This window comes from Dyadobacter sp. CY323 (assembly GCF_021390245.1).
Taxonomy (GTDB): domain Bacteria; phylum Bacteroidota; class Bacteroidia; order Cytophagales; family Spirosomataceae; genus Dyadobacter.
On the sequence record NZ_JAJUXH010000024.1, the window covers coordinates 49,303 to 66,195 of the forward strand.

Sequence of the window (16,893 nt, forward strand, 5' to 3'; positions counted from 1 at the left end):
ATCCTACAATTTTTGAGCGTAAACACTGTCAGCTGCAACCGGTTTCGGAAGGATTTTAGCACCCTCACGCAGGGACGCGACGCCTTCCAGGACAATTTTGTCACCGGCGGCAAGGCCGCTTTGCGCGATAAAAAACTGGCCGTCACTATTCTCTCTCACACCCACTTCCGCGCTTTTCACCGAACCGTCTGCCGCTACCCGGTACACAAATTTTTTACCTTGTATTTCGTAAGTCGCTTTTTGAGGTATAACAATGGCGGAGTCGAGGCGGGACGGAATGCGGACAATCGCACTGCTTCCACTCCGGACGATGCTTCCCGGATTGGGAAAAGTCGCGCGGACCCGTACGGATCCCGTTTCGGTGTTAATGGAACCGCTCGTCGTTTCGATCCGGCCTTTTTGAGGAAATACGGTCCCATTGGCCAGTACCAGTGAAACGGGCGGCATGGTGGCCAGCCTGGCTTGCGTCGTAGCTCCCTTCGTGTTTTTGGAAAAATCCAGTACCTGCTTTTCATTGATCGAAAAGTAAGCGTAAATGTTCCCGATATTGGAAATTGTCGTTAACGGTTCCGGGGTGTTGCTATTGACGAGGCTGCCGATTTTGTAGGGTATCGAGCCGATGATCCCGTTCGCCGGGCTGGCTATGATGGTGTATCCCAAATTGGTGCGTGCGTTGGACAAAGCCGCATACGCCTGCGCGAGTGACGCCTGTTTTGCTTCTAATGTGAATTCGGCAGATTCCAGTTCGTATTTACTGATGATGTTCTTCTCGACGAGCGGCCGCACTTTGTTCACACCCATTTTTGCCGCATTTACGTCTGCCTGTGATATTTTAATATTCGCTTCCGCAGTCCTCACTTCCTGCTCGTACTGCGGGGCATTTATCCTGAAAATGGGCTGTCCTCTTTTAACAGTGGCGCCTTCATCCACAAATATCTTTTCAATAAACCCATCGATTTTGGGACGTATCTCAATGTCCTGCTGGCCTTCGATCGTCGCCGGATACTCGCTGTTTGTGGTAATGGATCTGGGTGCTAGTGTCAGAACGGGGTAGTCTTTGATCTGTTCCGCTGTTTTGCCTTTATCCTTCTGAGCATCCTGGCAGGAACTAAAAAAGGAACAAGCCAGCAAAAAAGCGATCCGTGGAAGCTGTGCCGAGGTATGCATATTGGTTCGTCGGATAAGGGTGAAGTCAATCGGATTTACAGACGCGGCTCTGTTCGGGGGCCGGACCATGCAAGGATTCTGGTGTAGGTCGGCAGCTCGTATTGTACGAGAATGTAGTACAATAATTATTCACGTTGTAAATATCCGTGCCAATGCCAACGCGTGATTCAGGTAGCAAATGTTACCAAACTCTGTACGGACACAGTTCCTATGGGATCCGGGTGCTGAGGTGCCGGACAAGCCCATCAATCCTCGAAAAAGTGGTGAATTATCTTAAAAATGTAACATAAATGATGGTTTTTGTAACATGGAATGCGAATGAATTGTACTTTGACAATATATATTTGTGCTCGGTTGTCCCGAAGATAATCCGCAATTAAACCACAACCCCGGGGATGAGATAATCCCCATTCAGAATTAGGCCTTTTTTCGGTGGAGATCATCTGCTAAAACGATCTCTTGAAGTGATCCACAATTAATTAAATTCTGCAACCTTTTATTCATGTTCATTATGAAAAGAAAATTACGGCTTGTTTTACAATTGTCATTTCTACAATTAACATACATTGTAGGATCTCCGGACAGTTCGGCGACGGGTTTCCCGACACACGCCAGCGGTGGTAAAAATCCTTCGGTGGTGGTGCTGGAGAAAAAGATCACCGGCAAGGTTACCGATGAGAATGGACAGGAACTTCCAGGTGTTAATGTAACGATCAAAGGCTCGACCCGCGGAACTACCACCGATGTGAGCGGCATTTACAACCTTGAATCCGTCAATGATCAGGACGTTTTGGTGTTTTCGTTTGTCGGCTATCTGGCTAAGGAAATGCAGGTAGGAAACCTTACGAAGCTGGACCTGGTACTCTCACCGGACACGAAAGCATTGGAAGAGATTGTGGTCGTCGGTTATGGAACGCAAAAAAAGGCGACGGTTACCGGCTCCATCAGCAGTATCAAAGGCGACGCCATTGCACAGGTACCAGCTCCCAACATTTCGCAGTCGCTCGCGGGTAGGGTAGTGGGTGTAAGTATGCGGCCAAATGGGGGGCAACCAGGAAAAGACGATCCGGATATCCACATCCGCGGGATCGTCACGACGGGGAACAACAAACCACTTGTGGTCGTGGACGGCGTCAGGAGGGATAATATCCGGCAGGTTGACCCGGCCAGCATTGAAACGGTTACGATTTTAAAAGATGCGGCAGCCGTGGCACCTTACGGGATAGGTGGGGCAAACGGGGTAATAATGATCACCACGAAGCGGGGCAAAACCGGAAAACCACAAGCCCGGATCAGTTCATCGTATGGTTTCCAGAATCCTACGTACCTGCCGAAAATGCTTGGCGCGAAGGATTATATGGCCCTGCAAAACGAGGCTTATCTCAATCAGACGCCCGGCGGGACGAGCCTTCCGAACGATCCGGGAATGGTCAGTAATTACGACCAGCTGCACGCAGACGATCCGTGGAAGTACCCAAATTCCAGTTTTGTGGATGTGTTTAATAAGAATTCACCTGTACAGAATCACAACGTGGAGTTAAGCGGCGGAACAGAAAGTATCACATATCACGCGGGTGTAAGCTATTTCGATCAGAAAGGGATTTTCGATCCGGTGAAATACAAACGTTATAATTACAATCTGAGCCTCGAAATGGCGGCTACGAAAACGACGAAGGTAGGGATGTCGCTGTTCGGAAGCGTTGAAAACACAAACGATGTCGATGCGGATGAAACCACCTCCGGGCACTTGTTCCGAAGCTTTTACAAGTTTTTGCCTACCCAAAGTCTCATTTATCCCGAGGGAGATAAATGGGGCGAATCTTCCGCCAGCACGCCGATCGGGGTTTTGCGGTCGCCGGGTTACAGACGGACCAATGGAAATACGTTGCTCGGGACGTTATTCGTGGAGCAGCAAATCGCGAAAGGCCTGAGTGCCAAAGCGGTGTTCAGCTATGATCCATGGCAGCAGGATGTGAAATTGTGGCATGTGCCTTTTGTTTATCACAAAATCGACCTTTCCCAAAAACCGTACACCTATACGGAAGCCATTTCTCTTCAGGAAGGAAACGGGCGGCCTTTCAGGTGGCTTGGTTTACAAAATCAAAAACGGGTAAACTTCACCTATCAGGGGTACCTCAATTACAACCGCACGTTCGGGGCGCATGCGATAACCGGGCTGGTGGTGATGGAAATGCGTAAAACGAGGGCCGATTCTATGGCGACGCGGCGTAATAATTTTGCAATCGGCATTGATGAGCTGAGTTTTGGCAGCTCAGACAAGCTGGATTACGACAATGCGGGTATTTCGTCCACAGGTACCGAATTGGGTTACGTATACAGAGTAGGGTACACCTATAAAGACAAATATATCGTTGAAGCCGCGGGACGTTATGACGGGCACTACTATTTCGCTCCGGGCAAAAGATGGGGATATTTTCCGGCGTTTTCTGCCGCGTGGAGGGTATCTGAAGAAGGTTTCATGAAAAACCACCGGTTTATTGATGAGTTAAAAATCAGAGGTTCCTGGGGTAAGGCGGGTATGCTGGCGGGAGGTCCGTTTCAGTACCAGTCGGGATATGACCTGAGAGGTGCGGCCTATGCATTTGGAAACGGAACGCTGGTCCAGGCATCCAGAGTGCCGCGTGAAGCGAATTCCAAGATCACCTGGGAAATTTCAACAAAAACAGACATTGGGTTCGACCTGAGCATGTGGAATTCATTGCTGACGGTAGAATTCGACTATTTCCACGAAACCCGCACAGGGATGCTGCTGGCGCCGCAAGTGACGTTGCCGGTTGAATACGGACTTTCACTTTCACAGGAAAATAAAGGTAGAATGAGCGCCAATGGGGTTGAGATTAATTTGGGAACCCGTAAAAGGATCGCCAAAGACCTGGACTTTTCACTGAATGCCAATGCGAGTTACTCGATCAACCGGATGCTTGAAGTTTTCCAGACCGACGCAGAAGCCAACAACCCGAACCGCACGAGAGTGGGAAGGCAATTTGGTACACCATACGGGTTTAAATCGCTCGGGTTGTTTCAATCTTCGGATGACAAAAACGGGGATGGCATTGTCGGAGGCGCTGACGGATACAACGTCGTGCAGTTCGGTGATCTGCACCCCGGGGACATTAAATATGCCGATTTGAGCGGACCGGACGGTAACCCGGATGGCATCATTGATAATTTTGACCTGACTGTGATCGGAAATCCGGTTTATCCTGCGCTGACGTTCGGCCTTACGCCCAGTGTGAACTGGAAAGGATTTGATCTGAGCCTGTTTTTCCAGGGATCCGGAAAATCCAGCATCAGCGTGAGACAGTTTATGACCGTACCGTTTGAAAATAACGGAAGCAACACGGCCTACGAATATTTCGACAACCGCTGGACACCTGAAAACCAGAATGCAAAATATCCGAGATCGACGCCTGCACCTTATGCAAACAATACGAAAGATTCGGACTTCTGGTGGGTCAATTCCAGCTACCTGCGCCTGAAAACAGCGAGTATCGGGTACACGATTCCAAAATCCGTTTTAAGTAAACTGAAAATCAGCAATGCGAGGGTTTATTTCCTGACGCAAAACCTTTTCACGGTCAGCAAAATCAAACACATCGACCCGGAAATGGGCTATACCGATCGTGAGACCGCATATCCTGTGATGAAGGCGAGCACATTTGGAATTGATCTGACTTTTTAAACCTCAAAATACGATACAAATGAAAGTTGCTATAAACTACTTTAAAATCATAGGTATGGGCATTTTGATGCTTGTACTGCCAGTATCCTGCGATACGGACGAATTTCTGGAAAACGCCAACAAGGCTAATCTTACCGACCAAACGCAGTGGGAGTCTGAAACAAATGCCGATGTGTTTCTCAACGATGTATACAGTGAAATCCCGAATAAGCTGAACCAGACGGAGACACTCGACTATTTTACGGATGACTACAACATCAGTCACTATTATACTGCCTCAAACTGGCGCCAGGGCGTTACACAAATTCCGTCCAGCAGCACAGATACTCCGTGGGGCGGAACGCAGGGGCCGACTTATGGCTATACGTGGCAAAACTTTTTCGTCCGCATCCGGAAATGTAACACGTTCATTCAGAAACTGACAGAAAATAAAGCCAATTTTTCCGAGGCGTATTATAACAAACGGATTGATGAGGCCCGGTTTTTGCGCGCATTCTTTTACAGCGAATTTTTTGTTCACGTCGGCGGTCTCCCGATCCTGACAGTTCCATTGGACAGAAATACAATGAGCCCGGAAGAGCTTTTGCAACCGAGGAAAACATTTCAGGAGACATTCGATTTCATTGTTACCGAACTGGATCAGGTTGTGAAGAATGGTTTTCTTGCAGTGAAATACAGTGTGTCTGACAAAGATGCAGGCCGGGCAACGCTGGGATCCGCATTGGCTGTAAAAGGCTGGATCGAGCTTTTTGGGGCGAGTCCGTTGTTCAACACGGCAACGCCATACCTGTCCGATCCCGGCAAGTTTGTCCATTTCGGGACCAACGATCCGGCACGCTGGGCGAAAGCTGCTGCGACGAATAAAGAATTTATCGACAAATATGGCAATGGCCAGAAATACAACTTGTTTGCTGACCTCAAAAACATTTTCCGTGTCAGTAACGAGTACAACTCCGAGGTGATCTGGGACCGTCAGGTGGTTGCGAATGTGGGAGGCATGGGTTCGAGCTATGAGCAGCGCGGCGGGCCTACGTATGTTTTGGGAGAATACCGGTCGTGGGGAAATTACAATCCCACACAGGAATTGGTGGACCAGTTTGCCATGGCCAATGGAAAGCCGATCACCGACCCGGCTTCGGGATATAATCCTCAAAAGCCTTATTTAAACCGTGAAAAAAGGTTTTATGACGCCATCGTGCACGACGGAGCAGTGTATAAACTGGACTGGATGCCACGCGCAGATACCATTTATACCCGCATCGATCTCACCTACCCAAACCCGGACCGGACCAACCAGATTGATCTTGCCGGAAAGACCGATGTGGGCGATTCGGGATATTATCAGAAAAAACGCCTGAACCCCGACGCGGCACCCGGCGGCGATGCGAGTGGCCAGAACTACATCTTTTTCCGGTATGCCGAAATCCTGCTGAATTTTGCGGAAGCCCAAAACGAGGCCAGCGGTCCGGATGCATCGGTATATGACGCCATTAACAAAGTACGTGCGCGTTCCGAGCTGCCTGCATTACCTGCCGGCCTTTCCAAAGATGCGATGAGAACCGCCATTGCGAGGGAAAGAAGGGTTGAATTGTGTTTTGAAGACAAACGTTTCCTGGACAACAAGCGCCTGGCGACTGCGGCTGCCGTGATGAGCAAGCCCCGGCATAACATGGTGATCCGCAACTCGGTACCAGCCAACAACTCAGGCGTTTGGGTCTACACAGTTGAGCAGGAGAAAAAATACAATGTAAAGTTTGAGCCGAAACAGTATATGAGCCCCATTCCTCAAAATGTACTGGATCAGAACCCGGGTATTAAACAAAACCCAGGCTATTAATCCATGCGGACCAACCGGAAGCTTGCCTTTTCTGGCAGGTTTCCGGCTTGTCCGATAACTGTACTGCGCCGGTTATTTCGGTTACAACAGTGAGTTAATTCAATGCGCTGCCTTTATCAGATGGTAGTAAAAATGCAGACTATTTTTCAGGCAGGTATGGGGCAAAACGGGTACACGTCATTTATAAAAAGCAAAAAAGTCTTTGTAAATCGGGGAGTACAGATGCTGATTGTGTGGCTGTGTTTCCTGTCTTCTGCAATGGGACAATCTGCGAAGCTTTTCAGCGTAGAAAATGGCTTGTCCAGTAGTATGGTCACCGATATTCATCAGGATCGGAGCGGTTTTATATGGGTTTCCACAGAAGATGGGCTGAACCGGTTTGACGGGATCAAATTTACAACATACCGGCAGGCCAATGGCGACAGTACGGGTGTATCGAGCAACCTGATCCATGTGTTGTTTGAGGATAAATCGGGAAGAATGTACACCGGTTCCATCAATGGCCTGCAATACTACGATCAGGCGACGGATTCTTTCCGGACCATCCCCATTATGATCCATGGAAGCAGCGTTGCGAATGTTCGGGTACTGACGATCTGCCAGCGAAAAAACGGCGATATCTTGATAGGCACGTCCGGGCACGGAATATTCAGGCTCGAAAAAAACGGTTCTCGGCTTTATGCTAAAAAATCAGCCATCAAGACGCCGAGTAATATGATCATCAAATTATTCGAAGACAACGACGGTAATCTTTGGGTATCGACAGAGGATCGGGGCCTGCACCGGTTTGACGATGCATCTTTAACATCACGCAAATCTTACTTTCATTCAAAAAAGATTCAGAACAACATCGTTACCAACCTTTGCCAGGACAAATACGGCCGCATCTTTGCCGGTAATATGGTGAGTGGATTATACCAGTATAGCCCCACAAATGACGGTTTTTTGCCCATTCCCAACAATGAACCCGGCAATCTCCGGATCGCCGATCTGGCAGTAAATGACAACGGACAGATACTGATCGGTACGAGTGGGGCAGGAATGAAATACTTCGATTCCGGTTCGGGAAAAATCGTCAATCTGAATCCCAACGTAAACAGTTTTGACTTTACAAAATCGAAGGTGTATTCCATTTTCCAGGATAAATCCGGGAATACCTGGCTGGGTATCTTTCAAAAGGGTTTGCTGCTCCTCGGAGTGAATACAAACCGGTTTGGCTACATGGGTTATAAATCTGCGAGTAACAATTCCATTGGTTCCAGTACGGTGAGGGCATTGTTTGAAGATAGTAACAGCACGATGTGGGTGGGGACGGACAACGATGGTTTGTACGCATTACCTTGCGGGGATAAGTTGAGTATCCATTATCCGCATACCAAAGACCAGGCTTCTGCGCCCGAAAATGTGATGACGGTTTTTGAGGATTCGGATAAAAATCTGTGGATCGGATCTTACCTGAGCGGATTGTCGAAACTGGACCGCAAAACCGGAAGGTTCGCCTATTCTGACAAGTTGGTAGACAAGAACGGCGACAATGTTCAGCGGGTTTTCGACATCAAGGAAGATTCAAAGAAAAGACTTTGGATCGCCACCATGGGATCCGGTATTTTTCGCATGGACCTTTCCTCAGGAACTGTCGAACACTTCGATGCATTGAATGAAAGGCTGAGCCAGCCGCGCGATAACGTGCTTCCTAACAGCTGGGTGAATTGCCTGTTGGTTTCAAAAGACAATAAGTTGTTCATAGGCACTTTTAATGGACTTGCGTGTCTGGACCCGGATACGAAAAGCTTTGTCTCGACATTCGGAGTGAACAGCCTGCTGAGAGGCGTGGCGATCTATTCATTGTTTGACGACAACAAAGGCAATTTGTGGGCGGGGACTTCGCAGGGGTTGAAAAAAATCGTTCGGTCGACGAAAGAGATCACTTCGTTTGACATTGAGCATGGCCTGCCGAGCAGCTATGTGGGCGCGGTGCGCGGCGACCGGGCCGGAAATTTATGGTTGAGTACAAACCGCGGTTTGTCGAAGATGGATTTGGAGACCAGCACCTTTATCAACTTTTATTCTGCGGACGGGTTACAGGGAAATGAATTCAGCCAGGGTGTTTCGATGGTCACCCGGAATGGAGAGTTTTACTTTGGCGGGATCAATGGGATTACCTTTTTCAAACCGGAAGAAATACGCGTTTCCAACAAGCGTCCGGCAGTTCGGATCGTAGATCTTTACATTCATGATAAAACTGTAAAAAAAGGCATGAAATCGGGCGGTTACATGATCGTGGACACCACGGTGAGCAATGCAAAGGAATTTCATCTGGCCCATCACGACAATTCGTTCAGTCTCGAATTTTCAACGATGGATTTCGTGGATGCGGAGCGGGTTACCTATATGTATGCCATCAATGATAACGAATGGGCGGCACTCCGGCCGGGCACAAACCGGTTGACTTTCGATAATCTGGCTACGGGCAAATACCAGTTCCGGCTGAAAGCAAAAGCCAACCAAACAGATTCTGAGGAAAACCGGGTGACCATTATCATACATCCGGTCTGGTACTTTTCCGCCTGGGCATGGTTGTCATATGCCTTCATAACGCTTTTCGCCGCCGCTTACTTTTTTAAAACCATGAAAAACAGGCGATTGGCCAAGCAGGAAATGCTGGTACACCTGCGGCGTGAAGAAGTGAATGAGGCCAAGCTGCAGTTTTTCATCAACATTGCGCACGAAATCCGCACCCCGCTGACACTGGTGGTAAGTCCGCTTCAAAAATTGATGAACCTGGACTACAATGCGGAGCGCATGCATTTGTACGAGATCATGGGTCGGAACACCAAACGTATATTAGACCTCGTTAACCAGCTGATGGACATCCGGAAGATTGAAAAAGGGCTGATGTCGCTGGAATTTTCGAATGTGGAAATGGTGGATTTTATTAAAGAAATCTGTTTGTTGTTTGAGGAACAGATCAATACAAAACAGATTGAATTTGTAATCGACGCTCCGGAGGAAAAGATCTATGCGAACATTGATCCTCTCAATTTCGATAAAGTGCTGATCAATGTGCTTTCCAATGCATTTAAGTTCACACCAAAAGGCGGAAAAATCCGGATAGCACTGGCGATTAAACATTCCGATGTGAAGGATGGCCGACCGGAATTGACCATCGCCGTTGAAGACTCGGGACCCTTTATTAACCAAAACGAAACGGAACGGATATTCGAATGTTTTTACCAATCGGAAGATCACCGCGACTATAACCGGCACGGAACGGGCATTGGCCTGCATCTGGTGAAACAACTGGTAGAGTTGCATGGCGGCAAGATCCGGGCAGAAAACAGGCCAGAAATGGGATGTTGCTTTGTTATAGTAATGCCCGTGGAAAGTGTAATTGCGGATCAGGAACATCCAGTTCACCCGCGCATTACGGCACCCGACATGTTATTGGAATCTGCATTGGGGGATGGTTTCAAAATCAAGCAGAAGAAAAAATTGAAACGATTGGTTATTGTGGATGACGATACCGAAATCTGCGATTATTTAACTGATGAAATGTCCGGTGAATTCGCGGTTTTCGCATATGCCAATGGCGAAGAAGCGTATAAAGCCATATTAAAGGAAGCTCCCGATCTGGTCGTGAGCGATGTGATGATGCCGGTCATGGATGGAATGACGCTTTGCAAAAAGTTGAAAGCGAACCCATTGGTTAACCATATCCCCATTATTTTGCTGACTGCGAAAACAGCAGAATCAACGAACGCAGAAGGGCTGGAAATAGGTGCGGATGCCTACATTACCAAACCTTTTAATGTAGAGATACTCGTTAAAACCATTAAAGGTTTGATTAAAAACAGACAGATCCTGAAAAACAATGAGAACGAGCAGCAGTACCAGGAGGAGTTTATTTCCAAGGTAAATATCAAAGCTTCGGAAGAAAAGCTGCTGGAAAAAGTACATTTATTGATCGATAAAAATCTGGCAAACCCGGAGCTGAGTGTGGAAATGATCTCGGATGAAATCGGCATCAGTCGGGTGCATTTACATCGAAAACTCAAAGAACTCACGAACCTGACGACCCGTGACCTGATCCGCAACATCAGGCTGAAACAGGCCGCGGAACTGATGACCGTAAAAGGATTGACCGTTTCAGAAGTCGCTTTTGCAGTTGGATTTGCCAATGTAAACAGCTTTTCAATTGCATTTAAAGCATTATACGGGGTATCGCCAACGATGTACGCGGAACAACACCTGGAAAAAGCTTAATCCTCAACTAAATCATTTATTAAATTTTTCAACTCAAAAAAATGGCAAGATTATTACTTTTTGCAATGAGCATGATTTTGGTCGTAGCGGCTGCCCACGCCCAGAATATATTAATGGAAATGCCAAAGGAGTTTGATTCCGCGCGGGAAGGAACCGTTGCCGGCAAGATAGACTCTATCCAGTACCAGTCCACGACGGTGGGCAATCCGAGGAAAGCATTGGTTTATACTCCGCCGGGATACTCGAAAAAGAAAAAATACCCGGTACTGTACCTGTTGCACGGCATCGGAGGGGATGAAAAGGAATGGCTGAAAGGAGGAAACCCGCAACGCATTCTCGACAACCTGTACGCTGAAAAGAAGATTGAGCCGATGATCGTGGTGATGCCAAATGGCCGGGCGATGAAGGATGACCGTGCTACCGGGAATATCATGGCGCCGGATAAAGTGGCCGCATTTGCAACCTTCGAAAAAGACCTGCTCACCGATCTCATTCCTTTCATTGAAAAGAAATATGCAGTACTCAGCGACCGGGAGCATCGTGCGATCGCCGGTCTTTCGATGGGTGGCGGCCAGTCACTCAACTTTGGGTTGGGTAATCTGGATAAATTTGCCTGGGTAGGAGGGTTTTCCTCTGCTCCTAATACTAAAAAGCCCGAGGAGCTGGTACCGAATCCGCAGGACGCAAAAAAGAAACTGAAACTGCTTTGGATCTCTTGCGGGGACAATGACAGGCTCATTTCATTCAGCCAGCGCACGCACGATTATTTGTTTGAGCATAGCGTGCCGCATGTGTATTACATTGAGCCGGGTGTTCATGATTTTAAGGTTTGGAAAAATGGTCTGTACATGTTTTCACAGTTCTTATTCAAACCGGTCGATGTGGCTGCTTTGCCTAAATATACGGTATTGGGGACACCGTCTGCAACTAATATCCGGTCCGCACAATACCCGCAGGTTTTGCCCGATAATCGTGTGGTGTTCCGGGTAAAAGCGCCGCAGGCGCAAAAGGTGCAGATTGATCTTGGTAAAAAGTATGATATGATAAAAGACACGACGGGCTTCTGGTCGGTGACGACGGATTCAATCGGGGAGGGCTTCCATTACTACTCCTTGCTGATCGATAACGTGGCGTTGGCGGACCCGGCCAGCGAAACTTTTTACGGCATGGGACGCATGGCCAGCGGGATCGAAATCCCTTTTCGCGGCGGCGGTTATTATGCGATGCGCGACGTGCCGCACGGAGATATCCGCATTAAACGCTACCTGTCCAAAGCCAGCAACACCTGGCGCGAAATGTATGTGTACACACCACCGGGGTACGACGCTTCTACCCAAAAATTTCCGGTACTTTACCTGTTGCATGGAGGCGGTGAAGATCAGCGCGGCTGGGCCACGCAGGGAAAAACCAATTTGATCCTGGATAACCTGATCGCCGAAGGTAAAGCGAAACCCATGCTGGTGGTGATGCTGGACGGAAATCAGGGAAGTCCGATGGGCCCGGGCAGCATGGCAACAGCCGGTGACGGATTCCTGAAATTATTCGAAAACGAACTGAAACTGGGCGCAATCCCATTCGTTGAAAGCAGTTTCCGCGTGCAGGCCGATGCGGCAAACCGGGCTCTCGCAGGTCTATCGATGGGTGGAATACAGACTTTGTATGCGGGTGTTAAAAACACAGACCTGTTTTCGTCGCTGGGCGTGTTCAGCTCGGGGTGGTTTGCCAACAATGCCACCTTATCAGGCCCGCATTATGAATTCGCCAAAGCCAATTCGGCTACTATTAATACCAATCTGAAAAATTTTTGGATCTCCATGGGCGGGGAGCAGGATATCGCTTACAAAAACTGCAAGATCATGCTTTCCAAATACGATGAGCTGGGTATCAAGTACCAGTACAGCGAATATCCCGGCGGGCACACCTGGCCGGTTTGGCGGCATGATTTGTTTGGGTTCTCGCAGCTTTTGTTCAAATAATGTTTAGTTAGCTTTTAAATGGATCATTGATCATGAAGAAATCATACGGATTGTGGGCCTCGTTTTCCAGCATTTACTTTTCTGCTTTTTTGCTGAGTTCGGGCGAGTTGCAGGCACAAAAGACATTAAAGGAAGCTTATAAAAGCTACTTCCCGATTGGCGTGGCCGTGGCGCCACGGAACCTGACCGGCCCTGAGGCCGATTTGATTATCCAACAGTTCAGCAGCGTAACGCCGGAGAATGCAATGAAAATGGGGCCGATCCATCCGGAACCGGACCGTTATGCCTGGCAGGACGGGGATGCCATCGTAGCCTTTGCCCAGAAGAATGGCATGAAGGTACGCGGGCACACATTATGCTGGCACAACCAGACGCCCAAATGGTTTTTTACCGATAATGAGGGAAAACAGGTAACCCGTGAAGTATTGCTCAGCCGTTTGAAACAACATATCAATGACGTGGTGGGTCGCTACAAAGGAAAGGTATATGCCTGGGACGTTGTGAATGAGGCTGTGCCGGACACCAGTACCAGCATTTATCGCCGGTCAAAATTCTATGAAATCATCGGCGAAGATTACATTGAAAAAGCATTTGAATACGCCCACGCCGCCGATCCGAATGCAAAATTGTTCTATAATGACTACAACACGGAAAGCGCGTCAAAACGGGAAAAGATTTTTCAGTTACTTAAAAAATTGAAAGAAAAGAATGTCCCGGTTCATGGCGTCGGTTTGCAGGGACATTGGTCCATTTATGAGCCTACGGCGGCGGAAATTGAAGAATCCATCAAGAAATTCGCCAGCCTTGGCCTGGAAGTGCAGATCACCGAACTGGATGTTTCCGTCCACCCCAAAGAACACGAGCGGCGCGAGCGGAAATCGTCGGATACCGGAGTGTTGACACCCGAAATGACCGCGAAACAAACCGCACAGTACAAGATGCTATTCGATGTTTTCAGAAAATACAAACAAACGCTCACGAGTGTTACTTTCTGGAATGTTTCGGACAAATCGAGCTGGCTGGATAACTTCCCGGTTCCCGGCCGCAAAGATTACCCGCTTCTATTTGACCAAAACTACGCGCCGAAGGAAGCTTTTAAGCAGGTTGTGAATTTTGATTGAAGTTTGACTTATGCCCCGCAGCAAATCTATGAAGACGGGTAATGAGTTAATGAGATATCGCGTTTGCGCGCCGGATTGCTTTGAAGCGCAACTATGAAAAACGGTGCCGCGCTTGCCGTTGCTCAACCCAAGTAAGGGTAATGGTGTTTAATCCATTACGGTAGCCACGACACCGTCAATCGGTATAGGCAAAGATAAGAATGTCAGGCATTCAACCAGGCTGTATATTTTGATTAGGGCCTGGCTGAGCAGTTCGTATACCCCGCAGCAAATCCATGAAGACGGTACTTTTATCCAAAACATCTTTTGTCCGCTCCGGGCTTAGTTCCCAGTTTTCGGTAGGATAGAGATAATGATGAACTAGGTCGATGAAGAAACTCTCCATTTCAGCAGGATCGTATCCTACGCTCGTGAAATGTTGAAGTAACTCGTCTGGGGAAAATTTGAGAGTGGGTAATGAGCCTGAATGTGACATAGTGTTTGTGTACCGGATTGCTTTGAGGCGCAACTATAAACGGTGCCGCGCTTGCCGTTGCTCAACCCGGTTTTAGAGGGCAATGGTGCTGTAACCATTACGGTAGCCACGACACCGTCAATTGGTATACGTAGGAAATATACAGCACCTCCAAACCTCCAAGAAAGAGAGTGGGAGTAATCTAAAACCGAAATTGAGCATCGCAAACGTAAGATGATTGTTTGAAGAATTCAAAAAGAATTTTCAGCCGGTAAAGGATTTTCCGTAAAGTAGGTATTACAAGTCTTTGACGCGGTTTTCCTGATATGCGCACATTTGTGGGCGATACGTTGCTATCTTGGGCGCTGTTAAATTTTAATTTTAATAATGCGCACTTTATAGTAAGTTTAGCGGCACGGTAAATTATTTCATAGCCATAATTGTTAATTGTATCAGAGCACCTAAATTGAAATCATCATGCGCAAACTAGCAAGTGCACCCGTGGCAGAAGCTGCTGATGGTGCAAAGGATAAAAAAATTGATACTGTGTCGGAAAAATCTCTTTTTGGGAAAATGATCGATACTAAAAAAGCTGTTAAGGCTTACCTTAACGGAGAGTTAAGTTTGTCTGAGATTCAGTCAATGGGTATAGAGATTGGCTAAAATATACGATTACTATTTAGACCCAGTAAGTAAAACATATCGATTTACTACGGATCACAAGGTCGAGTTCAAAATAATCTTTGCCAGAGATAGAAGCTGGTTTCCTTACAATACGGAATATAAAGATGTGTTTACCTTTGACGTTGCAGCAACACCTCCTTCCAAACATCAAGACTATCGAATCAGAGTGACAATTGTGGAAATATTATCTAAAAGAATATGCGATAATCCAAATACGATTGTAACCTATCACTGTGATAATGAAGATGGTAAAGGTAAACTACGAGATCGTAAGTTTGATAGTTGGTATCAACTTTTGGATCAAACCATTATCCACAAATTTGACAGACAGGTAATTTACAGGGGCGAATTATTCTATTCTTCCCTCATACTTCATCAAGATAATCCATTATATAAGAGAGCCGTAGAAATATACTATGCTGGTGACATGGATGTTACTGACAAATTTGATATATAATCTACTTCCTTTCATTCTGAATAAATCAACCGTGACGCCGCTTTCAACTCCCGCTTTACAACCCCAAAAAACCGTATATCCGATTCTTTTTGCAATCAGCTTCGCGCATTTGCTCAATGATACCATGCAGGCAGTTATTGCCTCCATTTATCCGATGCTCAAAGTCGATTTCCATTTGAGTTTTGCTCAGATCGGTCTGGTGACGTTGTGCTATCAGTTGACTGCGTCTATGTTGCAGCCCTTTATTGGTTTGTACACAGATAAAAATCCAAAACCGTTTTCCATTGCGGTCGGAATGGGTTTTTCGTTGATCGGGATCGTGTCGCTGGCGTGGGCAAATTCGTTCGGTCTGGTTTTGATCGCCGTCGGACTGATCGGGGTCGGATCGTCCATTTTTCATCCCGAATCGTCGCGCATTGCGCATTTGTCGTCCGGTGGCAAACGTGGCTTTGCGCAGTCGTTTTTTCAGCTGGGCGGTAATAGTGGCAGTGCATTGGGCCCGTTGTTAGCTGCGCTCATTGTCGCACCGCTTGGCCAGCACGGCATCATGTGGTTTGCGCTGGCTGCTGTCATTGGCGGAGTGCTTGCGATTAATATTGGAAAATGGTATAAAAGCAGCGTGTTGCCCAAAACATCAAAAACGGAATCTTCCATTCACCCATTCCTGACCCGCAAAAAGGTCATATCTTCCCTCGTGATCCTGCTCGTTCTGATCTTCTCCAAGTATGTGTACCTGGCCGGCATGACGAGTTATTACACCTTCTTTTTAATGGACAAATTCGGATTGACTATCCAGCAGGCTCAGATCCAGTTGTTTATTTTTTCGGCAGCGGTTGCTATCGGAACGGTGGCAGGAGGGCCGGTGGGCGACCGGTTTGGGCGTAAATATGTGATCTGGGTCTCGATCCTTGGCGCAGCTCCATTCACGATGTTGCTGCCTTACGCGAATTTCTTCTGGACGGTCATTCTGTCCGTCTGCATCGGACTGATCATTTCATCAGCATTTTCTGCAATCGTCGTGTACGCACAAGAACTGGTGCCGGGGAAGGTGGGACTGATTGGCGGCCTATTTTTTGGCTTATCCTTCGGAATGGGTGGCCTGGGCTCGGCCTTGCTTGGCAGCCTCGCCGACCATACGAGCATCACCTATGTATTTGGTCTTTGTGCTTTTCTGCCGCTGATCGGCATGATCACCGGTTTTTTACCCAAACTCAAAAACGTCTGATCTTGT

The 16,893-nt window shown here is 47.6% G+C and carries 10 protein-coding genes; 8 read left to right on the plus strand and 2 right to left on the minus strand.

Annotation, left to right across the window (positions count from 1 at the left end; genetic code table 11):
* Positions 1-3 precede the first annotated feature (3 nt).
* Positions 4-1,167 carry an efflux RND transporter periplasmic adaptor subunit gene (locus LZG72_RS25395; protein WP_233877953.1) on the minus strand — a complete coding sequence of 388 codons (1,164 nt, stop codon included), beginning with the start codon at positions 1,165-1,167 and terminating at the stop codon, positions 4-6.
* 511 nt (positions 1,168-1,678) lie between these two features.
* Here LZG72_RS25395 and LZG72_RS25400 point away from each other — a divergent pair.
* The 5 genes from LZG72_RS25400 (at position 1,679) to LZG72_RS25420 (ending at position 14,067) form a co-directional block, all read left to right on the plus strand.
* Positions 1,679-4,870, plus strand: coding sequence for a TonB-dependent receptor (locus tag LZG72_RS25400; protein ID WP_233877954.1), 3,192 nt, complete (start codon positions 1,679-1,681; stop codon positions 4,868-4,870).
* 19 nt (positions 4,871-4,889) lie between these two features.
* On the plus strand, positions 4,890-6,707 hold the full coding sequence (locus tag LZG72_RS25405) for a RagB/SusD family nutrient uptake outer membrane protein (RefSeq protein ID WP_233877955.1): 1,818 nt from the start codon (positions 4,890-4,892) through the stop codon (positions 6,705-6,707).
* 132 nt (positions 6,708-6,839) lie between these two features.
* Positions 6,840-10,970, plus strand: a complete 4,131-nt coding sequence (locus tag LZG72_RS25410) for a two-component regulator propeller domain-containing protein (RefSeq protein WP_233877956.1) — start codon at positions 6,840-6,842, stop codon at positions 10,968-10,970.
* Positions 10,971-11,011: 41 nt separating this feature from the next.
* Positions 11,012-12,946, plus strand: a complete 1,935-nt coding sequence (locus tag LZG72_RS25415; RefSeq protein WP_233877957.1) for an alpha/beta hydrolase-fold protein — start codon at positions 11,012-11,014, stop codon at positions 12,944-12,946.
* 32 nt (positions 12,947-12,978) lie between these two features.
* Complete coding sequence (locus tag LZG72_RS25420) at positions 12,979-14,067, plus strand: endo-1,4-beta-xylanase (RefSeq protein ID WP_233877958.1); 1,089 nt, start codon at positions 12,979-12,981, stop codon at positions 14,065-14,067.
* A 211-nt stretch (positions 14,068-14,278) separates the two neighbouring features.
* Here the strand turns inward: LZG72_RS25420 and LZG72_RS25425 are convergent, their stop codons facing one another.
* Positions 14,279-14,542: a hypothetical protein gene (locus tag LZG72_RS25425; protein ID WP_233877959.1), complete on the minus strand. Its 264-nt coding sequence runs from the start codon at positions 14,540-14,542 to the stop codon at positions 14,279-14,281.
* A gap of 456 nt (positions 14,543-14,998) precedes the next feature.
* Here LZG72_RS25425 and LZG72_RS25430 point away from each other — a divergent pair, with 456 nt between their 5' ends.
* Genes LZG72_RS25430 through LZG72_RS25440 form a run of 3 tightly spaced genes read left to right on the plus strand, consistent with a single transcriptional unit; the run spans position 14,999 to position 16,887 of the window.
* A complete protein-coding gene (locus tag LZG72_RS25430; protein WP_233877960.1) occupies positions 14,999-15,184 on the plus strand; it encodes a hypothetical protein in 186 nt (61 codons plus the stop codon).
* On the plus strand, positions 15,177-15,662 hold the full coding sequence (locus LZG72_RS25435; RefSeq protein ID WP_233877961.1) for a DUF6169 family protein: 486 nt from the start codon (positions 15,177-15,179) through the stop codon (positions 15,660-15,662). Before LZG72_RS25430 ends, LZG72_RS25435 begins: the two co-directional genes overlap by 8 nt.
* Positions 15,652-16,887, plus strand: a complete 1,236-nt coding sequence (locus LZG72_RS25440; protein WP_310590573.1) for an MFS transporter — start codon at positions 15,652-15,654, stop codon at positions 16,885-16,887. Before LZG72_RS25435 ends, LZG72_RS25440 begins: the two co-directional genes overlap by 11 nt.
* The last annotated feature ends 6 nt before the right edge of the window (positions 16,888-16,893 follow it).

Excerpts from the sequence above, each read along its gene's own strand:
- LZG72_RS25425 (WP_233877959.1), bottom strand. The coding sequence starts at position 14,542 with ATGTCACATTCAGGCTCATTACCCACTCTCAAATTTTCCCCAGACGAG.
- LZG72_RS25395 (WP_233877953.1), bottom strand. The coding sequence starts at position 1,167 with ATGCATACCTCGGCACAGCTTCCACGGATCGCTTTTTTGCTGGCTTGT.
- LZG72_RS25400 (WP_233877954.1), top strand. The coding sequence starts at position 1,679 with ATGAAAAGAAAATTACGGCTTGTTTTACAATTGTCATTTCTACAATTA.
- LZG72_RS25410 (WP_233877956.1), top strand. The coding sequence starts at position 6,840 with ATGCAGACTATTTTTCAGGCAGGTATGGGGCAAAACGGGTACACGTCA.
- LZG72_RS25420 (WP_233877958.1), top strand. The coding sequence starts at position 12,979 with ATGAAGAAATCATACGGATTGTGGGCCTCGTTTTCCAGCATTTACTTT.
- LZG72_RS25430 (WP_233877960.1), top strand. The coding sequence starts at position 14,999 with ATGCGCAAACTAGCAAGTGCACCCGTGGCAGAAGCTGCTGATGGTGCA.
- LZG72_RS25415 (WP_233877957.1), top strand. The coding sequence starts at position 11,012 with ATGGCAAGATTATTACTTTTTGCAATGAGCATGATTTTGGTCGTAGCG.
- LZG72_RS25405 (WP_233877955.1), top strand. The coding sequence starts at position 4,890 with ATGAAAGTTGCTATAAACTACTTTAAAATCATAGGTATGGGCATTTTG.